15 protein-coding genes are annotated in these 20,546 nt (G+C 45.6%); 14 read left to right on the forward strand and 1 reads right to left on the reverse strand.

All coding sequences use genetic code 11. The features are described from left to right. Nucleotides 1-45: 45 nt before the first annotated feature. Nucleotides 46-2,079 carry a UvrD-helicase domain-containing protein gene (locus ACP7AA_RS08715; protein WP_426223299.1) on the reverse strand — a complete coding sequence of 678 codons (2,034 nt, stop codon included), beginning with the start codon at nt 2,077-2,079 and terminating at the stop codon, nt 46-48. Nucleotides 2,080-3,021: 942 nt separating this feature from the next. Here ACP7AA_RS08715 and ndhC point away from each other — a divergent pair. The 14 genes from ndhC to ACP7AA_RS08785 all read left to right on the forward strand — a co-directional run bounded on the left by ndhC (nt 3,022) and on the right by ACP7AA_RS08785 (nt 20,537). Continuing rightward, on the forward strand, nt 3,022-3,645 hold the full coding sequence (ndhC, locus tag ACP7AA_RS08720; RefSeq protein ID WP_426223300.1) for an NADH-quinone oxidoreductase subunit A: 624 nt from the start codon (nt 3,022-3,024) through the stop codon (nt 3,643-3,645). 130 nt (nt 3,646-3,775) lie between these two features. Further along, nucleotides 3,776-4,444 (forward strand): NuoB/complex I 20 kDa subunit family protein, encoded by a 669-nt coding sequence (locus tag ACP7AA_RS08725; RefSeq protein ID WP_201562543.1) that lies wholly within the window; start codon nt 3,776-3,778, stop codon nt 4,442-4,444. A 198-nt stretch (nt 4,445-4,642) separates the two neighbouring features. Beyond that, nucleotides 4,643-6,418: an NADH-quinone oxidoreductase subunit C/D gene (nuoC, locus tag ACP7AA_RS08730; RefSeq protein WP_201562541.1), complete on the forward strand. Its 1,776-nt coding sequence runs from the start codon at nt 4,643-4,645 to the stop codon at nt 6,416-6,418. 182 nt (nt 6,419-6,600) lie between these two features. After that, on the forward strand, nt 6,601-7,110 hold the full coding sequence (nuoE, locus tag ACP7AA_RS08735; protein WP_201562539.1) for an NADH-quinone oxidoreductase subunit NuoE: 510 nt from the start codon (nt 6,601-6,603) through the stop codon (nt 7,108-7,110). Next, complete coding sequence (gene nuoF / locus ACP7AA_RS08740) at nt 7,107-8,531, forward strand: NADH-quinone oxidoreductase subunit NuoF (RefSeq protein ID WP_201628728.1); 1,425 nt, start codon at nt 7,107-7,109, stop codon at nt 8,529-8,531. Before nuoE ends, nuoF begins: the two co-directional genes overlap by 4 nt. Before the next feature lie 10 nt (nt 8,532-8,541). Next, nucleotides 8,542-11,655, forward strand: coding sequence for an NADH-quinone oxidoreductase subunit NuoG (nuoG, locus tag ACP7AA_RS08745; RefSeq protein ID WP_426223301.1), 3,114 nt, complete (start codon nt 8,542-8,544; stop codon nt 11,653-11,655). A 49-nt stretch (nt 11,656-11,704) separates the two neighbouring features. After that, nucleotides 11,705-12,700, forward strand: a complete 996-nt coding sequence (nuoH, locus tag ACP7AA_RS08750; protein WP_298909792.1) for an NADH-quinone oxidoreductase subunit NuoH — start codon at nt 11,705-11,707, stop codon at nt 12,698-12,700. A 58-nt stretch (nt 12,701-12,758) separates the two neighbouring features. After that, the gene (gene nuoI, locus ACP7AA_RS08755) at nt 12,759-13,307 is read left to right on the forward strand and encodes an NADH-quinone oxidoreductase subunit NuoI (RefSeq protein ID WP_079691073.1); all 549 of its coding nucleotides are present in this window, start codon (nt 12,759-12,761) and stop codon (nt 13,305-13,307) included. Beyond that, complete coding sequence (gene nuoJ / locus ACP7AA_RS08760; protein ID WP_426223302.1) at nt 13,304-14,074, forward strand: NADH-quinone oxidoreductase subunit J; 771 nt, start codon at nt 13,304-13,306, stop codon at nt 14,072-14,074. Before nuoI ends, nuoJ begins: the two co-directional genes overlap by 4 nt. A 98-nt stretch (nt 14,075-14,172) precedes the next feature. After that, nucleotides 14,173-14,481 (forward strand): NADH-quinone oxidoreductase subunit NuoK, encoded by a 309-nt coding sequence (nuoK, locus tag ACP7AA_RS08765; protein WP_045445153.1) that lies wholly within the window; start codon nt 14,173-14,175, stop codon nt 14,479-14,481. Nucleotides 14,482-14,485: 4 nt separating this feature from the next. Continuing rightward, nucleotides 14,486-16,360, forward strand: a complete 1,875-nt coding sequence (gene nuoL / locus ACP7AA_RS08770; protein WP_426223303.1) for an NADH-quinone oxidoreductase subunit L — start codon at nt 14,486-14,488, stop codon at nt 16,358-16,360. Nucleotide 16,361: 1 nt separating this feature from the next. Continuing rightward, nucleotides 16,362-17,987, forward strand: a complete 1,626-nt coding sequence (gene nuoM / locus ACP7AA_RS08775) for an NADH-quinone oxidoreductase subunit M (RefSeq protein WP_201625252.1) — start codon at nt 16,362-16,364, stop codon at nt 17,985-17,987. A gap of 3 nt (nt 17,988-17,990) precedes the next feature. Next, nucleotides 17,991-19,469: an NADH-quinone oxidoreductase subunit N gene (locus tag ACP7AA_RS08780; protein WP_426223304.1), complete on the forward strand. Its 1,479-nt coding sequence runs from the start codon at nt 17,991-17,993 to the stop codon at nt 19,467-19,469. 222 nt (nt 19,470-19,691) lie between these two features. Further along, nucleotides 19,692-20,537, forward strand: coding sequence for a ferredoxin--NADP reductase (locus tag ACP7AA_RS08785; RefSeq protein ID WP_426223305.1), 846 nt, complete (start codon nt 19,692-19,694; stop codon nt 20,535-20,537). The last annotated feature ends 9 nt before the right edge of the window (nt 20,538-20,546 follow it).

Raw genomic sequence — 20,546 nt, forward strand, 5'->3', positions numbered from 1 at the left:
CGGTAAGCATGATATCTTTTAAGTTTTAAGTTTTAAGTTTTAAACTTAGCGATTACCTAATAAAGCACGAATATTGGCCAAGTATTCATCAGCAACTTTTTCAGGGTCTTTGCTGGCTTTTTTCTTTTTCGCTTTGGCTGGCCAGTCGATATGATCTTCTGGCAATTCATCTAAAAAGCGTGATTCAGACGTCACGCGCATCTGACCACCTGCGCGGCGCTGGGTGGCAAGCGTCAATGTCAGCTCACGACGGGCGCGGGTAATGCCTACATACATCAAGCGGCGCTCTTCTTCGACCGTCTCGCTTAGGATAGAGTTGCGGTGCGGTAGCATCTCTTCCTCAAGCCCCATGATATAAACGAAATCAAACTCCAAACCTTTTGCCGCATGTAAGGTCATGAGGTTCACTTTATTGGTATTTTCTTCTTCTTGCTGCTGCTCGAGCATATCGAGCAATACCAGCTTACGAATGATGGTATCAATAGTGCGGTCTTCGTCTTCTTCGGCGCGATTAATCAGCGATTGAATACTGGTATATAGCATGTCGATATTATCGATACGATTTTTTTCTTGTTGTGGCGTTTTAGAATCGCTACGGACGAAGTCAATATAACCGGTTTCATCAATCATTTGACGGACGATTGGCACGGGGTCGGGATGCTGATCGAGCTCACGGGTATAATGCCCAATAAAATCGCCAAACTCCTTCAACGTCCCATACGCTTTAGACGGCAAGACATGAGCAAGCCCGGCATGCGTACAAGACGCCAATAACGAGATGCTATGCTCTTGTGAAAATAAACCAAGCTTTTCAAGGGTTGCTGGTCCCATCCCGCGCTTCGGCGTATTGATAATCCGTAAAAACGCACTGTCATCTTCAGGGTTAAGAATCAAACGCAGATAACCCATGATGTCTTTAATTTCACTACGAGCAAAGAACGACTGACCGCCAGATAACTTATAAGGCACTTGCAGCTGACGAAGTTGTGCCTCTAGCATGCGTGCCTGAAAGTTACTGCGATAAAGAACCGCATATTGTTCCCACTCATTACCAAAACGCAGTTTATGAGTGACAATCTCTTTTGCCACGCGCTCGGATTCATCATCGTCATTACGGCAATTAATAATGCGAATTTTTTCGCCTTGACCTTTATCTGACCAGAGTTTCTTTTCGAATAAATGCTCGTTATTGGTAATAACGGCGTTGGCAGAGGTCAAGATACGCGTGGTTGAACGATAATTTTGTTCAAGCATGACGATTTTAAGCTTAGGAAAATCTTCTTTCAGTAATCCCATGTTTTCAGGTTTAGCACCGCGCCACGCATAGATAGATTGGTCGTCATCACCAACAACGGTAAAGCGTCCTTGTGGTCCGACCAGATATTTAATCATCTCATACTGGGCGGTATTGGTATCTTGATATTCATCGACGAGCAAGTAACGAATACGGTTTTGCCATTTATCACGCAGCTCTCTATTTTCACGTAAGATTTTGGTTGGCAAAACAATCAAATCATCAAAATCAACGGCATTATAAGCACGCAGATTGCGCTCATATAAAGCATAAAGGGTGGCAAAAATCATATCTTCTGGATCGTCCAAAGTTTCCATCGCCTTGTCCGGCTCAATCAGATCGTTTTTCCAATCAGAAATCATTTTTATCGCTTTGCCGACCAACTCACGACTTTCCGCACCGCTTAAATTGTCACGCATCATCAGCTCCATCAACAGACGTTTGCTGTCGTCGCTGTCCATGATGGAGAAGTTACCTTTAAGCGGCGTATGAGTCAGTTCATAACGTAAAAACTGTAGCCCAAATTGGTGAAAGGTAGACACCGTCAGCCCGCGAGTTTTTTCACTTGGCAGCAATTTACTGACCCGGGCTTTCATCTCGCGCGCCGCTTTATTGGTAAAGGTCACCGCGGTAATGCGCTCGGCTGGCATGTTGCATTCTTCAATCAGATAGGCAATTTTACGGGTAATCACCGATGTCTTACCAGAGCCGGCACCTGCTAGCACAAGCAATGGACCAGATACGTAGAGCATCGCTTCTTGTTGTTTGGGATTAAGTTGACTCATAAGGTGACCTGTAAGACAAAAGCAAAAAAGTAAGCAAAAGGAGGCGAGCTTCGATATTAACAGCCGCTAAGTTCAATCAGTACTGCACGTATTACGCAAATCGATAGCGCAACATGACAACATAGCATTATAGCTTGTTGCCTCATCTCGATATCAAAATATGGCGTCGGTAAGATTATTCAATCCGTCTGTTAATTTAGCTCATGGCAGTTAATATTTTGTGACAATTAACCATAACCGCTGTCGTTAAAATAGCTGCCGATATTACCATGAAATTCGGTGGGTCATTATAAAGCAAAAACCCCATCTTTGGGTGAGGAGTTGAAGGATGAGTGCCGAGTAAAAAAGCGTTTGGATTTCGTGACTTACACTATATATACCGGCGCCTTTTTAGAAATATGGATTTGGGCTTAATATAAGGTAACGTGTATATCATAGTTTATGGTAAAAAAAACATATTTTTTTTGCAGAGAAAATGACCGTTCAATGCAGTTAAAAACTAGCTTTTGATTGCCGATATGCGTATAGTACGTAAATAATTTATGCCAGTTGTCACGTCATTGTTGACTACGTGTAATGAGCTATTAAATCAATTAAGTAAACACCGAATATGATATTGATTTAATACGTTGATCTTACGTTGTTACAAGATGCGTTGGGCGACCAGCCTTTTTATCCGTGTACAGAGCGGAACATCTACAGTTGGTCACGTCTGACATCGTCGTCAATAAGCTTGATAATTGGTTGTTACCAGCACAGTAGCTATAATAGTCATTGATTTATACAATCACTGAGTTATTTAAACAAATTTACTCAAATAAAGTGACTCAATGACAGTTACTTTGTGTTTTCGTCTGCGTTACGCCTGTCGCCATTACCACCATTATCTGTGAGTATTTGCGGTGCGCTTGACACTCGATTGGGTGAGGAGCACGTATTATCATGTCTGCTTTTAATTGGTCAGCAATCGCTTTTATTTTAGCCGCCATTGGGCTAGTTGTATTTATGCTGGTCGTTCCGCGCTTACTTGGCGGTCGCTCTCAGGGCTCACAAAAAGAAGAGATATTTGAAGCGGGTGTTGTCGGAGCTGGCAACGCCCGCATTCGTTTGTCTGCCAAATTCTATTTGGTGGCCATCTTTTTCGTTATTTTTGATTTAGAAGCGCTGTATCTATACGCCTATGCGGTTTCCGTTCGTGAGGCTGGCTGGCTTGGCTTTGTCGCTGCCGCGATATTTATCACTATCTTGATTATTGGCTTGGTATACGAGCTTAGTCTGGGTGCGATGAACTGGGCACCGGCGGATAAACGCCGTAAGCAACCTCGCTTACATGCGGCTCCGGCAGGTTTCAATTTGGCAGACATCACCAAATTTGATGGCGTTGATGAGCTGATGGTTGATCCGACGGGTAAAATACCGGCGCAATCTTCAGGGCAAATTAATGTCTCGAACAACATTGAGACCAATCGTCGTCATTTGCAGAATATCGATCATATTAATACCACAGGTAATATAACCTCCGTGGATTTTGCCACCTCTGCGCAGCCCAATAAGGTCGAACGCTAATTGCTTATAGCTAGATTGCTTTAGCCTTATTCCAGTATGTCAGCACGATTAATTTATTCATAATAGAAGTTATGGCGCTCGTAGTGGCAATCTGATTGCCGCATGGCGCTTAAAATAAAGGTTGTATGTTATGAAATACACATTAACAAAAGCCAACCCTGATGCAGATACCTATCCTGCACAGACTAGTCAAACGGTCAATGACCCGCTCGAAGACGAAGTCAATAAAAACGTCTTTATGGGTCGTCTCGAAGACCTTGTTCATTCAACAGCAAACTGGGGGCGCAAGCACTCACTGTGGCCATTTAACTTTGGTACCTCATGCTGTTATGTCGAATATGCAACTACCTTAACTGCGGTTCACGATTTATCACGCTTTGGTGCCGAAGTTATTCGCGCCTCGCCCCGTCAGGCGGACGTGATGATTGTTGCTGGTACTTGCTTTGTAAAAATGGCACCGGTTATTCAGCGTCTATATGAGCAAATGCTTGAGCCAAAATGGGTCATCTCAATGGGTGCTTGTGCCAACTCGGGCGGTATGTATGACATCTACTCAGTGGTGCAAGGCGTAGATAAAATCATTCCTGTTGATGTCTATGTACCCGGTTGTCCACCGCGTCCAGAAGCCTTGATTCAAGGCTTGATGCTGCTGCAAGAGTCGATTACTAAAGAGCGTCGTCCGCTGGGTATTCATGTCAATGAGCAGGGTATCTATCAGCCGCAAATGACGCCTGAGCGTGACCGTAAGCAAGCGGACCGTATCGCTGTGAAAAACTTGCGTAGCCCAGATAGTATTTAAACAGCAAGCATGTAGCCAAACTGTATGTGAAAAAGCAGTATTTAAGCATAAGGTATTTTATGTGCTTGTTTGGCTTAATAATTCATAATCCGTAAAAATGCTCAGTACGCATATATTCATCGTAGTTCAGTTATGATCAACATAGTTCAGTTGTGTTCAACATAGCTTAATTATGATTAATGAAGGAATACATCATTCATGGTCACGGTAGTCGAAAACATAGATCCTAAGATTAAGCCTGTCCCAGCGGTTATCACCGAGCTTGAGCAGAAGTATGCCGGTAAGTTTGTCGTACAGCACACGGTGGATGAGATTCCAACGGTGTGGGTTGCGCGTGCCGACTTATTAGACGTTCTATTATACCTGCGTAAATTGCCAAAACCTTATGTCATGCTATTTGACTTATCAGCGATAGATGAGCGCTTGCGTCAACATCGCCAAGGGTTGCCTGACAGCGATTTTACGGTGTTTTATCATTTGATGTCGCTTGAGCGCAATAGCGATGTGCGTATCAAAGTCGCGCTAAGCGAAGACGATATTAATGTACCGAGCGCGACCAAGATTTGGCCAAATGCCAACTGGTATGAGCGTGAAGTGTGGGATATGTTTGGTATTGTCTTTACAGGTCATCCGCATTTAACCCGTATCTTATTGCCAAAATATTGGGAAGGTCATCCACTGCGCAAAGAATATCATGCGCGGGCGACTGAATTTACCCCGTATTTCTTGAATACCGCCAAACAACAATACGAGCAAGAAAACCTGCGCTTTGTCCCTGAAGAGTGGGGCATGAAGCGCTCGGGTCGTGATGAAGACTTTATGTTCTTGAACATCGGTCCTAACCATCCATCCGCTCACGGTGCGTTTCGTTTGGTGCTACAGCTTGATGGCGAAGAAGTCGTCGATTGTATCCCCGATATTGGCTATCACCATCGCGGCGCCGAAAAAATGGCTGAGCGTCAAACGTGGCACTCATTTATTCCTTATACCGACCGTATCGACTATCTCGGTGGTGTGATGAATGAGCTGCCGTATATCATGTCGGTTGAAAAGCTTGCCGGTATTACCATTCCACCGCGCGCTGAAACCATCCGCGTGATGATGAGTGAGTTTTTCCGTATTACCAATAACTTGCTGTTCGTCGGTACCTTTATTCAGGATGCCGGTGGTATGACGCCAGTATTCTATATGTTTACCGACCGCCAAAAAGCTTATGACGTCATCGAAGCCGTAACTGGTTACCGTATGCATCCTGCGTGGTTCCGTATCGGCGGTACAGCGCACGATTTACCGCGTGGCTGGCAGCGTTTGGTTCGCGAGTTCCTAGAATGGATGCCAAAACGTCTGGATGAATATGTCAAAGCAGCGCTGCAAAACAGTGTGCTTAAAGGTCGTACCCAAGGCGTTGCGCAATATAATACCAAGCAAGCATTGGCATGGGGCGTTACCGGTGCAGGTCTACGTGCAACAGGTTTAGATTTTGATTTACGTAAAGCACGTCCGTATATGGGCTACGAGAATTACGACTTTGAAGTCCCAGTCGGCTATAACGGCGATGCTTATGATCGCTGTATGGTAAAAGTCGAAGAGATGCGCCAGTCGCTACGTATCATCCGTCAATGTATGGATAACATGCCGCAAGGTCCTTATAAGGCGGATCATCCATTGGCAGTACCACCGCCAAAAGACCGTACCTTGAATGACATCGAAACCTTGATTAACCACTTTATCTCCGTTTCTTGGGGTCCTGTGATGCCAGCGGGTGAGTGCACCACGATTGTTGAAGCCACCAAAGGCTTAAACAGTTATTACATCACCTCCGATAAAGCGACGATGAGCTATCGTACCCGTATTCGTACGCCGACATTTGCGCACCTGCAGCAGATGCCATCGGTGATTAATGGCTCATTGGTATCCGATGCCATTATGTATTTGGCATCGATTGATATTGTGATGGCCGATTGTGACCGCTAAATGTTAGCCGTAATGCATTTATTATCATCTTTTATCAATGCTAAATGCTAAATATTAGAAGTTAAGTATTAAAAGTAAGACACGTTCATTAACATGTTATCGCCAAACTGGCACACCAAAACGCTGTCATTGCGCCATGCGCGCAACCTTAACAGTGGGCTGAGTGAGGAAAGAAAAAGATTATGAGAATTGTTTCCGATAAAATGCCAAAAGTAGATGTGGCAAGTATCTTAACCGCTGAAGAAATTGCGGCTATCCATGAGTTTATGCATCATTATCCCCATCCACGGGCAGCGTCTTTAGATGCACTAAAAATCGTGCAAAAGCGTAATGGCTGGGTCGATGATGCACAAGTCAATGCCATCGCTAATATCCTAAATATTCCTGTGACCGATATGGATGGGGTGGCAACCTTCTTTAACCGTATTTATCGTCAGCCAGTCGGTCGCAATGTCATCCTTATTTGTGATTCAGTGGCTTGTTATCTAACCGGTTACGAAGCGCTGGCCGCTGAATTAAAAGCGCAGCTGGGCATCGACTATGGTCAGACCACCGCTGATAACCGCTTTACGCTATTGCCGATTTGCTGTTTGGGCAACTGTGACAAAGGTCCTGCTGTCTTAATTAATGAAGACACCTATGGTCCTGTGCAGCCCACCGAAGTCGCCCAATTGTTGGAGCTATACGCATGAGTTTAACGATTTCAGAGCAGATTGCTCGTCGCGGTCAAGGCAAAGCGCCAAGCCAATTAAATGACCAGCGCATTCCTGTCTATGGCGATAAAGCAACCGCAACTAGTGAAACCAAACCGCTTACATGGCGCCTCGCCCATCACGATGCGGTATTGGATTTAGCCACTTATGAATCACTACGCGGTTTTGAAGCCTTAAAAATGGCTTTAAACCAATCGCCAGCCGACACTTTAAATACCATTAAAGAAGCAGTGGTCAAAGGTCGTGGCGGTGCAGGTTTCCCCGCCGGTATTAAATGGTCGCTCATGGCACCACCCGATGGCGGTCCACGTTATCTCGTCTGTAATGCCGATGAGATGGAGCCGGGCACTTTTAAAGACCGTCTCTTAATGGAGCGCCTACCGCTACAGCTTATCGAAGGTATGCTGATTTCTGCCTACGCGATTGGCGCGACTGCCGGTTATATCTTTATTCGCGGTGAGTACATTTTAGCAGCTGAGCGTCTAACGGCTGCGCTTGAAGAGTTGCGTGCCAATAATTTGGTCGGCGACAATATCTTAGGGTCTGACTTTAGCTTTGATTTGCACGTCCATACCGGCGCTGGTCGTTATATTTGCGGTGAAGAAACCGCTTTGATTAATTGCCTAGAAGGTCGCCGTGCCAATCCGCGTACCAAACCACCATTTCCACAAGTGGCAGGTGCATGGGGACGTCCAACCGTGGTTAATAACGTTGAAACCTTACATAACGTTTCAGCGATTATTTTGCATGGTAGTAAATGGTATCAAGACTTACCAAAAGCCAAAGGCGTGGTCGAAACCCCAGGTACTAAGCTGTTTGGTTGTTCAGGTCTGGTCAATGATCCCGGTCTATGGGAGCTACCATTTGGTTATACAGCGCGCGAAATTATCGAAGATTTTGCTGGCGGTATGCAGGAAGGTAAAAAGCTCAAAGCTTGGCTACCGGGTGGCGCATCAACCGACTTTTTAACCGCTGACCATTTAGATACCGTTGTTGATTTTGACACCATTCAAAAAGCCGGTAGCCGTATGGGTACTGGGCTCATCATGGTCGTCGATGAAGAACAAGACATGGTGCCATTACTGCGTAACCTTGAGATTTTCTTCCAACGTGAATCGTGCGGTTGGTGTACGCCATGCCGTGATGGTCTACCGTGGGGCGTAAAAATATTGACTGCTATCAATGATGGTCAAGGTCAAATCGGTGACGTTGAGAAATTAGAAGGCTTAACCCGTGATTTATGGATCGGCAAAACCTTCTGTGCCCATGCGCCGGGTGCGATGGAACCACTGATGAGTGCAATTAAATATTTCCGTCCTGAGTTTGATCAAAAAATTGCGCAGGCGGTTGGTGAAGATGTCATTGAGGCTGCAGCCAATCAACAGCCAGAAGTGAAATAAGGAGAGCGGCATGGCAGTCATACATATTGATGGAACCACTGTCGAAGTAGATAGCGCAGATAACTTGCTGCAAGCATGTTTATCACTCGGCATTGATGTGCCGTATTTTTGTTATCACCCCGCCTTAGGTTCAGTCGGCTCTTGCCGTCAGTGCGCGGTTAAGCAATATCAGTCTAAAGAAGATATGGAAGCGGGTCGCGGTCGCCTCGTGATGTCATGTATGGTCGCTCCGGGCGATGATATGTACATCTCGGTCACCGATGATGAAGCCAAAGCATTTCGTAAGTCGATGGTTGAGCTGTTGATGGTCAACCATCCGCATGACTGTCCAACTTGTGAAGAAGGCGGACATTGTCATTTGCAAGACATGACCTATATGTCAGGTCATAGCCGTCGTCGCTATCGCTTTACTAAGCGCACTCATCACAATCAAGAGCTTGGGCCGTTTATCGCTCATGAGATGAACCGCTGTATCGCTTGCTATCGCTGCGTCCGTTTTTATAAAGACTATGCGGGCGGCGAAGATTTGGGCGTTTATGGCTCAAATGAGCGCGTTTATTTTGGTCGTGATAAAGACGGTCAGTTCGAAAGCGAGTTCTCTGGTAACTTAACCGAAGTGTGCCCAACCGGTGTATTTACCGATAAAACCCACTCTGAGCGCTATAACCGTAAATGGGACATGCAGTATGCGCCAAGCATCTGTCATGGCTGCTCAGCCGGTTGTAATATCTCTCCGGGCGAGCGTTATGGTGAATTACGCCGTATTGAAAACCGCTATAACGGTGAAGTAAACCGTTATTTCTTATGTGACCGTGGTCGCTTTGGTTACGGTTATGTCAATCGCGAAGACCGTCCAACGCAAGCGCTCGAACGTATCAATGATAAGCACGTTAAAATCAATATCGATTATGCGTTAGACGAAACCATCAAACGTATCAAAGATAAAAAAGTCATCGGTATTGGCTCACCACGTGCCAGCCTTGAGACCAACTTTGCGCTAAAAAATATGGTCGGTTTTGATAACTTTTCAACCGGCCTTAACCATCAGCAGCAAGCATTGGTTAATAAATGTATTGAAGTATTGAGCACTGAGGGAATTTATAACCCGGGTATGACGGATATCGAAAGCCATGATGCGGTATTGGTGCTAGGTGAAGATATTACTCAAACCTCATCACGTGTGGCGCTGTCGATTCGTCAAGCAGCAAAAAATGAAGCCATTAAAATGGCTGCTGCGACCAAAACGCAATCGTGGTTGGCCGAGCCAGTCAAACGTATTGGTCAAGGTGTACAAAGTCCGGTATATGTCATCGATGTTATCCAAACTAAGCTAGAAGATATCAGTAAAGTCAGCGTCGTTGCGACACCTGAAGATATTACTAAGCTTGGCTTTAAAGTCGCCGATGCGATTGCTGATTTTGCTGATGATTTAGCAGAAATCGCAGAACCAACGTCAGATAGTGATGACGATGCTAATGTTGATGCTATGCAAGCATTGGCACAGCAAATTGCTTATGACTTGATTCAAGCCGATAAGCCGTTGGTGGTTTCGGGTACTAGCTTATCATCGACTGCTTTGATAGAAGCAGCAGCACAAATTACCCAAGCATTAAGCCAAAAGCGGGCAGCGATTAAAGCGACTGAGCAGCAGCAAGTTGAGGCGCATAATGCTCTAGTTCGTGATAAACAGCTTCGTGATGAGCAGGTTGCAGCCGCTGAAGCACAAGCAGCAACCCCTCAGCAAAGCGAAGACAAAGACTTATCTGCTAAGCCGAACAAACCTGAAACCGGCGTTGATACAGAAGCGCAAGATGATGTCGAGCGTAAACCGGCAACCAAGCTTGAGCTAAAAGAAGTTAATAAACAATACCATGCGCAAGCTGGTATTTATTTAGCGGTTCCTGATGCCAATAGTATTGGTGTCTGTATGCTTGGCGGTCAATCAGTCGAAGAGTTATTAGCCACTGATTTCGATGTGGTCATCGTTGCTGAAAACCAGTTAACCGATGCCATTGATGCGCATAAATTAACCCAGTTATTGACTGACAAAACCGTCATCGCCCTTGACCATCAGCTCCTTGATTGGCATAAGGATGTCGATATCGTCTTACCGGCCGCTAGTTTTGCGGAAGCGGACGGTACGCTTATCTCTGCTGAAGGTCGTGCGCAGCGCTTCTTCCAAGTTTATGATAACGAATATTATCATCCGATGAGCAGTATTAAAGAAGGTTGGCGCTGGTTACATGCCGTCCATAGCAGCTTAGAAGGTCGCGATGTCGACTGGACACAGCTTGATGATGTCATCAATGCCTTGGTTGCTACTCATCCTAAACTTGCTGGTATTAAGGGCGCTGCTCCTGATGCCGATTACCGGATGACCGGTCTAAAAATTGCCCGTCAGCCGCGTCGCTACTCAGGTCGTACTTCTATGCGTGCGCCGGTATCTGTGCATGAGCCGATGCAGCCAAAAGATTTGGATACCGGTTTAACCTTCTCAATGGAAGGCTATAGCGGTAAGCAAACGCCAAGCTCGATGATTCCTTTTGCCAATGCGGCAGGTTGGAACTCACCGCAAGCGTGGAATAAATACCAAGATAAAGTCGGTGGTAGCCTCAAAAATGGTGATCCAGGCGTCCGTCTGTTTGATCAATTAGAGCGCTTAGCCACGCGTCAATATGTTGCCCCAGAAGTTACTTCGGTGACGACCACGGATATGCAGCAAGGGCAAGCAAAACTGGTACCTATTTATAACCTTTATGCCAGCTCTATGATGGCATCACGTAGCCCCGTCGTTGCTGAGCAATTACCGCTAGCAACATGGCGCGTCGGTATTGATGATGCCAAAGACTGGGGTCTTGCAGCGGGTGATTATTTGGCGATTGAGATTGATAAACAGCAAATTACCTTACCCGTTGAGCTCGTTGGTTATTTAGCAGAAGGTTGTATCGGCTATCCGGTTGGGCAGGTGGATATCATCCATCCGTCAATGCCAGCATCGGTACGTAAAGTTGATGCGCCGGTGACGATGATGGGCAGCATGGCGACTGATAGTGCTTTAACCGCCAATACCAATAACCGCGCAACACAAGTAAGCAGCGCGCCGACCACCACACAGGAGGTGTAATATGCAAGTTACCCGTATTATCCCTGATGTGCCAAGCTTTTTGGCTGGTATGATGACCTTTGATACCTGGTCGATACTCTTTATGGTCGTGCAATCGCTGGTCATCTTTTTGGTGGTCGTCATTGTCGCGGCAATGATGATTATTTATGAGCGCCGCATGCTTGCACTCTGGCAAGACCGTTACGGTCCTAACCGTGTTGGTCCGTTTGGCTCGTTGCAGCTGGTTGCTGATATGCTCAAAATCTTCTTTAAAGAAGATTGGACGCCAAACTTTACCGATAAGTTTATGTTTACCTTGGCGCCAGCGGTTGCCATGTTTACCGCTTTGGCCTCTTTTGCCATTATTCCTATCTCGCCATCCCTTGGGGTTGCTGATTGGGATATCGGTATTTTGTTCTTCTTTGCTATGGCTGGTATTGCTGTCTATGCGGTGATGTTCGGTGGCTGGGCATCTGCTAATAAGTTCTCTTTACTTGGCGGCTTACGTTCTGCAGCGCAAACCATCAGTTATGAAGTCTTTTTAGGCTTATCATTGATGGGCGTTGTTGCCTTAACAGGTTCATTCAACCTACGTGAAATCGTTGAATCGCAAGTTGACGGCTGGTATATCATTCCGCAATTCTTTGGCTTTTTAACCTTTGTCGTTGCTGGTGTTGCTGTTACCCATAGACATCCATTTGATCAGCCGGAAGCCGAGCAAGAATTGGCCGAAGGTTATCATGTCGAATATTCTGGCATGAAGTTTGGTATGTTTTTTATCGGTGAATATGTCAACGTCGTACTGATTTCTGCGTTGATGACTTGTTTGTTCTTCGGTGGTTGGCTTGCGCCGTTTAATTTAGATATTCCGTTTATTCCACCAGCTTTTTGGTTCATGATTAAGACACTATTCTTTATGACCATGTTTATTTTGGCTCGAGGCTCACTCATGCGTCCGCGCTATGATCAGGTGATGAACTTTGGCTGGAAAGTCTGCCTGCCGGTAACCTTGATTAATCTGTTGGTTACTGCTGCAGTCATTTTGATTTTTTCCCCAACGTTATAGTCATTACTAGTAGCCATCACTGATGAACTAGGGTAAAGCTGATAAGGATAATAATCCCATGTTTACTACTATAAAAAAGACCGTCATTGGTATGTTTACCATTGTCCGCAGTATGTGGATGGTCAATAGTCATGCAATCAGGCCACGCGACACCATTCTTTATCCAGAAGTGCCGGTACCTGTACCGCCGCGCTTTCGCGGACGTATCATCTTGTCTCGTGACCCTGATGGTGATGAGCGCTGCGTCGCTTGTAACCTATGTGCTGTGGCATGTCCGGTCGGCTGTATCTCACTGCAAAAAGCAGAACGTGAAGATGGACGCTGGTATCCAGAGTTTTTCCGCATCAACTTTTCACGCTGTATCTTTTGTGGATTGTGTGAAGAGGCGTGTCCGACGACCGCGATTCAGATGACCCCAGACTTTGAGATGGGCGAATATGTCCGCCAAGACTTGGTTTATGAAAAAGAGCATTTGCTGATTTCAGGACCGGGTAAATATCCCGATTATAACTATTATCGCGTGACGGGTATGGCGGTAGCAGATAAACCAAAAGGCGCGGCACAAAACGAAGCTGCACCGATTGATCTAAGGAGCTTGCTACCATGATGAATATCTTAAATAGTCCTGAATTGGCAGGGTTTTATGCGCTGGCAGCGGTGGCAATATTTGCCAGCTTGCGCGTGGTGACCCTCGCCAATCCAGTGCATGCTATTTTATCGATGATTGTGTCGTTACTGGCCATCTCAGGTATTTTCTTTGTATTAGGGGCGCCTTTTGCTGGTGCGCTTGAAGTGGTCGTTTATGCTGGTGCCATTATGGTGCTGTTCGTTTTCGTTATTATGATGCTAAATCTCGGCATGAGTAATGATGAGCGCGAAGAGCGCTGGCTTGATGCCAAAACTTGGGCGGTACCGACGGGGCTAACGATTATTATCGCGGTTGTGCTGTATGCGATGATTGGTCTTAACCATGATGATGCGGCGATGATTGGCGGTACGACGATTTCAGCCAAAGCAGTAGGTACGGCGCTGTTTACCAAGTATATTATGCTGATAGAAGTGGCGGCATTGCTCTTATTAGCCGCTTTGGTTGCCGCCTATCATTTGGGTAAAGAGTCTATTGACGATGAGATTGTCGGTAATGCAAGTCAAGGTAATGCAAGCCGAGGTGCTAGCCAAGCAACCAATCCAAATGTCGCCAGTATCAAACACTACGATGATAACGGCATGCCTATAGATACTGATGCAGTAAACATGGCTGAACCATACGAATATAAAGATGTTGACCCGCATGACTATGTTGGCAAGAAAGTCGGCATGAAAGCAGGTACGCAGGTAGGTGTGAATAAAGTCACGCGCAAGGAGTCGGACTGATGGTACTAGCAGCGAGCGTGGCACAGGAGGTTGCGAATGTGCCGTTTGCCCACGAGGTAGCAGGCTTAGTGCAGCCGGTTGCTGAGGCGCAAAATGTACTGGGTATGATACCCATGAGCCATGGATTGATTTTGGCCGGTATTTTATTTGCGATAGGTCTGTGCGGTGTCATGGTAAGGCGTAATTTCTTATTTATGCTGATGAGCCTTGAGATCATGATGAATGCGACGGCTTTGGCATTTGTGGTCGCAGGTAGCCGCTGGGTTGATCCAGATGGACAGATTATGTTTATCTTTATTCTGACTTTAGCAGCGGCAGAGGCGGCCATTGGTTTGGCAATATTATTGCGGTTTTATCATCAGCGTGGGCATCTTGATGTCGATAGCGCCAATGAGATGAAAGGATGATGTCATGAGTTTATTACCATTAACCTTTATATTCCCGCTCGTTGGCTTTTTGATTTTAGCCTTTATGCGCGACAAGTTAAGCGAGCAGGTAGCAGCGATTGTCGGTGTCGGTAGCATGCTGCTATCAGCACTTTGTACGCTGATTGTCAGCTATACCTTTTTAACAAGCAACCCTGCCGGTACGGTCATCGAGATTCCATTATGGACTTGGTTTCAAGTCGGGGATTTTGCGCCAAGTTTTGGTCTAAGCTTTGATGGCTTAGCATTGACGATGACGGGTGTTATTACCGGTATCGGCTTTTTGATTCATCTGTTTGCCGCATGGTATATGAAAGGTGAAACAGGCTTTGCGCGCTTCTTTAGCTATATGAACTTATTCGTCGCCAGCATGTTATTGCTGGTATTGGCGGATAACTTGTTCTTGCTCTATCTTGGCTGGGAAGGCGTTGGTATCTGTTCTTACTTGCTGATTGGTTTTTACTACCATGACCGTGCGAATGGTCGAGCAGCAATAAAAGCCTTTACCGTGACCCGTGTTGGTGATGTGTTCTTAGCATTTGGTTTGTTTTTATTATTCCGCGAATTTGGTACGCTTAATATTCAAGAGATTATTACCCGTGCCCCGGAAGTATTTGATATCAATAATCCAACCATGATTCTAACTACCATGATGTTGGTTGGTGGGGCGATGGGTAAATCAGCGCAGCTACCATTACATACATGGCTGGCTGATGCAATGGCAGGTCCAACGCCAGTATCGGCATTGATTCACGCGGCAACCATGGTTACTGCGGGTGTTTATCTGATTGCGCGTCTACATCCCTTATTTCTCCTCACACCGGGCGTCTTGTTGTACTGGGTTGGGGCAGTGGGTGCATTGACGCTCGTCGTTGCTGGATTTTGTGCGCTGGTACAAACTGATATTAAACGTATCCTTGCTTATTCGACCATGAGCCAAATCGGCTATATGTTCTTAGCATTGGGCGTTGGCGCATGGCAAGGGGCTATCTTCCACTTGATGACCCATGCTTTCTTTAAAGCCTTGCTATTCTTATCATCAGGTGCGGTGATTCTTGCGGTTCATCATGAGCAAAACATCTTTAAGATGGGCGGTTTGCGCAAAAAGATACCGTTAGTATTTTGGTGCTATATCGTCGGTGGCGGTGCGCTTGCGGCGATACCTTGGGTTACGGTTGGTTTCTATTCTAAAGAAGCGATTCTGTGGGAAAGCTACGCAACCGGTCACCAAGTTTTATTCTATATGGGCGTATTCGGTGCGTTCTTAACCGCGCTTTATACCTTCCGTATGATTTGGATTATCTTTTTTGGTGAAGAAAAAACCCCTGCGCATAAGCTATCTGGTGTGTCATATTGGCTACCGCTGACAGTATTGCTGGTATTATCAACCGCCGTTGGTGCGTGGATTACGCCACCATTACAAGGCGTATTGCCAGAGAGCGTTGGGCACTTATTAGAAGTGGCTGGTCAAGCACATGACAAACATACGGCGGAATATATCGCCATGGGCGCCATGCTTGCTGGTTTGATACTCGCAGCATTCTTATATGTCGTCGATAAAGGTCGCATGTTGACCCGCTTTAAGCGCACTTCTATAGGCGCAGCGTTATATCATTGGTGCTATCACGGTATGGGCTTTGATGCGCTATACGATATAGTTTTTGTAAAACCCTTTTTGTTCATCGGCCGCTTATTTAAAGCCGACCCTATCGATAAAACGTGGCTGTTATTACCTAAGCTGGCATCTGCTGGTAACAAGGTATTGTCTGCGACGCAAACAGGGTCACTTCGAGGTTACGCTGCAAGCTTTGGCTTGGGTGTGGCTGTGCTGTTGGTGCTGGTAATGATGACGGTGGTATAAGATGATTGAGTTACAACAAACGTGGATGCTGCCAGCATTAATCGCAATTCCTTTTATTGCAGGGTTGCTCTGTTGGTTGGTCGAACGCTTTAATAAACGTCTACCGCGCTGGATTGCTTTAATCGGTATGACGTTGACCTTTGCCTTGTCACTAGTGCTGTGGCATTACGGCGATTATAGCGGTATGAGTCAGCAAGTGATTGCGCCAGATGCAAATGTGCCATGGGTCGCTGAATTCAGTGTGCCGTGGATACCAAGTTTTGGTATCAGCTTTCACTTAGCCTTAGATGGCTTATCGCTATTGATGGTTGGCTTAACAGGTCTGCTTGGTATTGCGGCCGTTGCCTGTTCGTGGAATGAGATTCAACGCCGTGTTGGTTTCTTCCATCTAAACTTGCTCTGGAGCTTGGGCGGCGTTATTGGTGTTTTCTTAGCCATTGATATGTTCTTATTCTTCTTCTTTTGGGAGATGATGCTGGTTCCAATCTACTTCTTGATTGCCATTTGGGGTCATGACGTCGTTGGCAAAACCAAAGAATATGCCGCAACTAAGTTCTTTATTTATACCCAAGCATCTGGTCTTATCATGTTGGTCGGTATTTTGATATTGGTCATTATCAGCTACGCCCAAAAAGGGGTGGTGAGCTTTAATTATAATGACTTGCTCGGTACGTCACTTGGCGGCTGGGAATATCCGATCATGCTGTGCTTCTTTATTGGCTTTGCCGTGAAGTTGCCGATTATTCCATTCCACGGCTGGTTACCTGACGCGCATGCGCAAGCACCAACCGCAGGTTCGGTGGATTTGGCCGGGGTTTTGATTAAGACTGCTGCTTATGGTTTGATTCGTTTCGTCTTACCATTATTTCCAGCAGCGTCACAAGATTTTGCCCCGATTGCCATGACCTTGGGTACCATTGGTATCTTCTATGGCGCGTGGTTAGCCTTTATGCAAACTGATATGAAGCGCTTGCTTGCTTATACCAGTATCTCGCACATGGGCTTTGTGGTATTGGCAATTTATGCAGGAACCTTACTCAGCTTACAAGGTCTGATGATTCAGATGCTTGCGCACGGTCTAAGCTCAGCGGCACTCTTTATAATGGCAGGTCAGCTATATGAGCGTCTACATACACGTGATTTGACCTTGATGGGCGGTATGTGGGGTCAGTTCCGTTATTATGCGCCGATACTGATGTTCTTCTGTGCCGCTTTATTGGGTATTCCGGGCACAGGTAACTTCATCGGTGAGTTTATGATTTTATTTGGTGCCTTTGCTGATTATCCGGTGTTTGTGGTCTTGGCGACATTCAGCTTGGTATTGGCAGGTTTATACTCGCTTATCTTAATTCATAAAGCGCTATTCGGTACCAATAATATTAAAGAAGTGGCGTTACAAGAAACCAAGTTACATGGTTTGCCGACGCGTCCGTTAAAAGATTTGGGCAAACGTGAGCTGTCTTTATTATTGATGCTAGCGGCGGGGTTGGTCTGGCTCGGACTGTATCCACAACCGTTCCTTGATACCTCAAGTCACGCGATGCAGTGGATTAATAACGCCTATATATACAGTCAAGTAACACAAGTAGATGCCTCGCAGCTGCTTGATGCAATGGAGGCACGTTAAGTCATGAACGATTTTACGATGAATGATTTGATGGGGCTGCTGCCTTATGCACCAATCATAGCGGTAGTCATTACGGTATTGGTGGTGATGGTTGCCATCACGATTAAACGCTCTCATATGGTGACCGGTACTATATCGGTCGTTGGTCTGAATATCGGTCTGTTTACCTTACTTGGACAAATGGCAGGCATTATCGATAGTGGGCCTTTAGTACCAACGGCGGAGCAGTTATTTGTTATTGATAACTTCGCCCAGTTTAATATGGTGGTTATCTTTATCTGTGCATTGGCCTGCTTTACGCTGTCTTATGCCTATTTAGCTGATTTAAAAGATCATAAAGAAGAGCTGTATTTATTGATGCTGCTATCGACCGTTGGCGCCTTGCTCATGGTCAGTGCTCAGCATTTAGCCTCATTCTTTATGAGCCTTGAGATGCTATCGATACCGTTATACGGCATGCTGGCATATACTTATATGCGTAAACGCTCGCTTGAGTCGGGGTTGAAGTATTTGGTGTTATCAGCGACGGCATCGGCAACACTACTAATGGGTATGGCGTTTATTTATGCAGAAGTAGGCTCGCTTGCCTTTAAGCCTATCAGTATGACGTTGGTCGATCTCTTTGAGTCGCCGCTGTTGATTTTAGGGGCTGCAATGATGATGTTTGGTATTGCCTTTAAATTGTCGGCAGCACCGTTTCATATGTGGACGCCAGATGTTTATGAGGGCGCACCAGCACCTATCGCTACTTATTTAGCTTCGGTATCAAAAGTGGCAATGATGGCATTGGCAGTTCGTTTCTTAATTGATACGTCGTTATTGGCACTGCCATCGGTACAGATGCTGCTTATGGTCATGGCAACCTTGTCGATCTTGGTAGGTAACTTACTAGCCGTTCGTCAGACTAGCCTTAAACGTCTACTCGGTTATTCGTCTATTGCCCATATGGGTTATGTGCTTATCGTGATTGTTAGCATTGGTTCTGCCGCTGATAGTATCTCAAGCATGTATATGGCGATTTATGCCTTTACCTCTATTGGTGCCTTTGGTGTCGTAACCTTGATGTCGAGCCCTTATCGCTTGGCTGGTGAAGCCGATGAGCTGACCCATTACCAAGGGCTATTCTGGCGTCGCCCAATATTGACCGCTGTGATGACCATCATGATGTTGTCATTAGCAGGTATTCCATTGACCGCAGGCTTTATTACCAAGCTATTTGCGATTCTTGCCGCCGTACAAGGTACCAACTGGTTCTTGGCTGCGATGATTATCTTGGGTAGTGCCATTGGTCTATTTTATTACTTACGCGTTATGCTCACGCTATTTAAACGTCCAAAACAATTTATTGAATTTGACGTCTCGAAGCAGTGGGGTCTACGTACCGGTGGTATTATGGTCATCGCTGTCACTGCTATCATTGTGTTCTTCGGTGTGTTACCGAACAGTATGATTGAATGGGCAAGTTTGGCTCGTATATGGTAATGGCATTATAAATGTGAGTTAAGTATCAGTATTAATGTCAGGTAAGACGCCGCATTCTTATGGCGCTGCTTATCTGCTGTTACGGTTAGAAAACCAAGGTGCGCCAGCTTTATGATAAGCTTGGCGCATCTTTTAGTTTGACCCCTTTAAAAATTCATAAAAATAGCCATCTACACTAGAGTAGCCATAATTATTAATAAAAAAAGAAGGTAAGTCATTATTATGAGTGACAATATTCAAAAAGTAACGGTGCTCAGTAAAACCACGTGGACGCCCAACCTATTTAGCTTTACCGTCAGTCGTCCGGATAGTTTTAAATTTACCGCTGGGCAATTTGTGCGTTTGGGCGTTAATCCCAGTCAATTAAAATACTATAAGCAGTTGAGTGCAGTAGCTGATACTGATGATGACGATGAAGACCTGAACGAAACACTAAATGAAGATATCTTCCGCGCCTATTCGATTGTATCGTCACCCTTTGATGAGGTATTAGAATTCTTCTCTATTGTCATCCCTGATGGCGCTTTTACTTCGCAGCTGCAACACCTAGAGGTAGGCGATGAGCTGTTATTAAACACCATGCCATTTGGCTTTTTAACCTTGGCGCGTTATCAAAAACCACTACCAAAAGACTTATGGTTATTGGCTACAGGTACGGGTTTAGCACCATTTTTATCAATGCTGCAAGATTTAAAGACATGGGAAGATTACGAGCATATCATCCTTGCTTATAGTGCGCGCTCAACAGAAGAATTGGCATATATCGACAAGATTGAAAGCTTACAAGAAGACTTTGGCTCCTTGGTTGATAATCCAGCCAAGTTGATTTTTATACCCATCGTGACTCGTGAAGCTGTCGAAGGTGCTTTGACAGAACGTCTGCCAAAACTCTTATTAGATGGAACGCTACAAGAGCGCGCCGGTATTGCCTTAGATGTCGATAGCACCCACGTCATGCTCTGCGGCAACCCAGAAATGGTAGAAGATACCAAAGAGACGTTAAAGAGCTTAGGCTTGGTGATGAATCGCCGCGGCGAAGGCAATATCGCAGTAGAAAACTACTGGTAGTCTTGTGAT

The sequence above is a fragment of the Psychrobacter sp. DWR1-2-3 genome, from assembly GCF_049896465.1.
GTDB classification, from domain to species: Bacteria; Pseudomonadota; Gammaproteobacteria; order Pseudomonadales; family Moraxellaceae; genus Psychrobacter; species Psychrobacter maritimus.

What these genes read in the sequence shown, in the direction of transcription:
- ndhC (WP_426223300.1), top strand. Translation starts at nt 3,022, where the DNA reads ATGTCTGCTTTTAATTGGTCAGCAATCGCTTTTATTTTAGCCGCCATT.
- nuoG (WP_426223301.1), top strand. Translation starts at nt 8,542, where the DNA reads ATGGCAGTCATACATATTGATGGAACCACTGTCGAAGTAGATAGCGCA.
- nuoI (WP_079691073.1), top strand. Translation starts at nt 12,759, where the DNA reads ATGTTTACTACTATAAAAAAGACCGTCATTGGTATGTTTACCATTGTC.
- ACP7AA_RS08785 (WP_426223305.1), top strand. Translation starts at nt 19,692, where the DNA reads ATGAGTGACAATATTCAAAAAGTAACGGTGCTCAGTAAAACCACGTGG.
- nuoL (WP_426223303.1), top strand. Translation starts at nt 14,486, where the DNA reads ATGAGTTTATTACCATTAACCTTTATATTCCCGCTCGTTGGCTTTTTG.
- ACP7AA_RS08725 (WP_201562543.1), top strand. Translation starts at nt 3,776, where the DNA reads ATGAAATACACATTAACAAAAGCCAACCCTGATGCAGATACCTATCCT.
- nuoE (WP_201562539.1), top strand. Translation starts at nt 6,601, where the DNA reads ATGAGAATTGTTTCCGATAAAATGCCAAAAGTAGATGTGGCAAGTATC.
- nuoF (WP_201628728.1), top strand. Translation starts at nt 7,107, where the DNA reads ATGAGTTTAACGATTTCAGAGCAGATTGCTCGTCGCGGTCAAGGCAAA.
- nuoH (WP_298909792.1), top strand. Translation starts at nt 11,705, where the DNA reads ATGATGACCTTTGATACCTGGTCGATACTCTTTATGGTCGTGCAATCG.
- nuoM (WP_201625252.1), top strand. Translation starts at nt 16,362, where the DNA reads ATGATTGAGTTACAACAAACGTGGATGCTGCCAGCATTAATCGCAATT.
- nuoJ (WP_426223302.1), top strand. Translation starts at nt 13,304, where the DNA reads ATGATGAATATCTTAAATAGTCCTGAATTGGCAGGGTTTTATGCGCTG.
- ACP7AA_RS08715 (WP_426223299.1), bottom strand. Translation starts at nt 2,079, where the DNA reads ATGAGTCAACTTAATCCCAAACAACAAGAAGCGATGCTCTACGTATCT.
- ACP7AA_RS08780 (WP_426223304.1), top strand. Translation starts at nt 17,991, where the DNA reads ATGAACGATTTTACGATGAATGATTTGATGGGGCTGCTGCCTTATGCA.
- nuoC (WP_201562541.1), top strand. Translation starts at nt 4,643, where the DNA reads ATGGTCACGGTAGTCGAAAACATAGATCCTAAGATTAAGCCTGTCCCA.